The organism is Bradyrhizobium sp. LeoB3 (assembly GCF_055456055.1).
Window position 1 is genome coordinate 1 of record NZ_JBVBEF010000260.1, and the last position, 2115, is coordinate 2115.

Genomic DNA, 2115 nt, shown 5'->3' on the forward strand with positions numbered 1-2115 from the left:
CCTAGCCTCCCGGACGCGCCAGCCCAACGAGGCCTCCGCAACAAAAAAAACGCTTCATTCCTCACGTTTTTCAGCAGGCTGCTAGATCATTGAAATGACTTGAATCTCACCCGACGTCAGGTTGTAGGCTTGAAAACAGAGGACCATGACAAAACCTACACCACGAAGGCGTCGATGGCGCATTGGCGAGCTTGCAGAGGCTACCGGCGTGACGGTTCGCACTCTGCATCACTACGAACACACGGGTTTATTGAGCGCCTCGGAACGCACCGGCGGCGGTCACCGAATGTACGACCGCGAGAGCGTACAACGAGTATATCAAATCCTAGCGCTACGTGAGCTTGGCTTCTCGCTTGAAGAGATTCGCAGAGCGATTGGGGGCAGCACCTCGCTCACTGACTTGTTGCGCATGCATTTGGAGAGAATTGAGCTTCAAGTCGCGCGTACAACCCTGCTGCGAGATCGCTTGCGCAACATGACAACGGATGGAGAAATACACGTCAGCGTAGATGAGCTACCTGCCACTCTGGACGCCATGTCACGGGTTGAGGAGCGCACTCAGGAGCTCCGATGCACATGCGTCCTGGACGCAGTTCGCGAGGAGCGGTGGCGGAAGATCCGCGACGACCTGCGCGATTGCGTGGAACGGGGTGAGCATCCCTGCAGCGAACGGGCGAATGCTGTGGCGCTTCAAGCGCGTTCACTAATCACTGAAATCGCCGGAATTGAATCGACCGTTTCAACAATACTGAAAGTTCTTGCGCGACTCAGTGCGCCTCGCAACATGACTGGCTGGGATCCCCACCTAATGCAGTATCTCGACCTCGCCCTTGCCGCCCTGAAGGATGAACCGCACTGACTTGTCGCGCACTTTGCGTGCACGACCGCCGCGTTCTCCATTTAGATGAGAATGAGATGAGTTTTTGACCTAAGCACGCGGCTCGCGTCGCGTGGTTGAGGACCTCGTTGTGCTCGTCTCGAGGTTTTGCCCCGTCTCTCCGTCCTCGAGATGCGGCTTTTTGATACATTCACCAGACGAAGCCTCTCCAATGGGCTTGAATCGTACGTAGCGTCAAATTGTACGATCTAAGTAGCTGGCCGCGGCCCCTGACAACACGGGACAACTCTGGCTAGCGGGAGGATCGTATGGAACTGCAACAGCATCAGAATGAAACGATTGCCGTTCTTGAGGACAGGCGCACCGCCGCCGATGGCTTTGCCGCTCTACGCCTAAGCCACTATCCAGGCGTGAGCGGACGCGCTCGAGGGCCGGCCGCTTCGAGCATGGGCGATTACCGGCTGCGCATCGTTCACAGCCACCCCAAACAGTAATCGAGACGGTCCGGTCCGACACCAAAGAGACAAGGCGGCCCCTCCCATGCCGCTGGCATGACAATTGTCGAACCGTCCGGGTAAACTGATCGTCGCGACGGCACATGCACCTAGATGTTCAGCGAAGTAATGGAAATGATGAAACGTCCTGCCGACCACGATACGCGACTGGCGTGGTTGCTCACGCTCGCGGTACTCGCCTCATATCTGGCGCTCGCGACACTGTTCGTGGAGCAGTTCTATGATGTCGATGGGCCTAAGGAACATTCTGTGCCCAAGGACACAGCTGAGCCTTCGTCGCTGCGTTACCTCTGCTTAGTCCTTTGCCGAGCTTCCACGGCGCAGTTTGAGAACGGACCGTCACCTGGACAACCGCAGAGCGATACCGCCGCCAAATTAGAATTGACAGCAATGCCGACGGGCTGCGAGGCGCTTGATTGCGCGCACGAGAATTGATGCGCTCGACGATTATGCTCGCAGCTGCTTCCGCGTCGGCGTGGAGCAAACCTTGGTGCCCAGTTTCGAAGCAGGTGAGCATTTCGACCTGCCCTTGGGGACACGAAATGGCCGACGTTCTCGCTGTCTCAACAAAAGCTCAACCTCGCCTGTGCGACCATCTACCCGCCTGTCGGACTGGCTTGCTGATAACTGAAATGGACCCGCGGAGCGGGACCGCTTGAACCGGTTTGTTAGTTGGAAACTGACCGCTCCTGATCCCTTTCTATCACGCAGCCAGAGACGCTGTCTGCTGCAGTTGCTGTGGGCATGTGGTCAACGCGGCAG

At 57.4% G+C, this 2115-nt stretch carries 3 protein-coding genes; all 3 read left to right on the forward strand.

Translation table 11 applies throughout. The features are described from left to right. The first annotated feature begins 145 nt into the window (after window positions 1–145). The 3 genes from ACZXDY_RS45650 to ACZXDY_RS45660 all read left to right on the forward strand — a co-directional run bounded on the left by ACZXDY_RS45650 (window position 146) and on the right by ACZXDY_RS45660 (window position 1788). The gene (locus tag ACZXDY_RS45650; protein WP_028169417.1) at window positions 146–859 is read left to right on the forward strand and encodes a MerR family transcriptional regulator; all 714 of its coding nucleotides are present in this window, start codon (window positions 146–148) and stop codon (window positions 857–859) included. A 287-nt stretch (window positions 860–1146) separates the two neighbouring features. Then, on the forward strand, window positions 1147–1332 hold the full coding sequence (locus ACZXDY_RS45655) for a hypothetical protein (protein WP_028169418.1): 186 nt from the start codon (window positions 1147–1149) through the stop codon (window positions 1330–1332). A gap of 114 nt (window positions 1333–1446) precedes the next feature. Next, a complete protein-coding gene (locus tag ACZXDY_RS45660) occupies window positions 1447–1788 on the forward strand; it encodes a hypothetical protein (RefSeq protein WP_464349979.1) in 342 nt (113 codons plus the stop codon). Window positions 1789–2115: the final 327 nt, after the last annotated feature.

Excerpts from the sequence above, each read along its gene's own strand:
- ACZXDY_RS45660 (WP_464349979.1), top strand. The coding sequence starts at position 1,447 with ATGTTCAGCGAAGTAATGGAAATGATGAAACGTCCTGCCGACCACGAT.
- ACZXDY_RS45655 (WP_028169418.1), top strand. The coding sequence starts at position 1,147 with ATGGAACTGCAACAGCATCAGAATGAAACGATTGCCGTTCTTGAGGAC.
- ACZXDY_RS45650 (WP_028169417.1), top strand. The coding sequence starts at position 146 with ATGACAAAACCTACACCACGAAGGCGTCGATGGCGCATTGGCGAGCTT.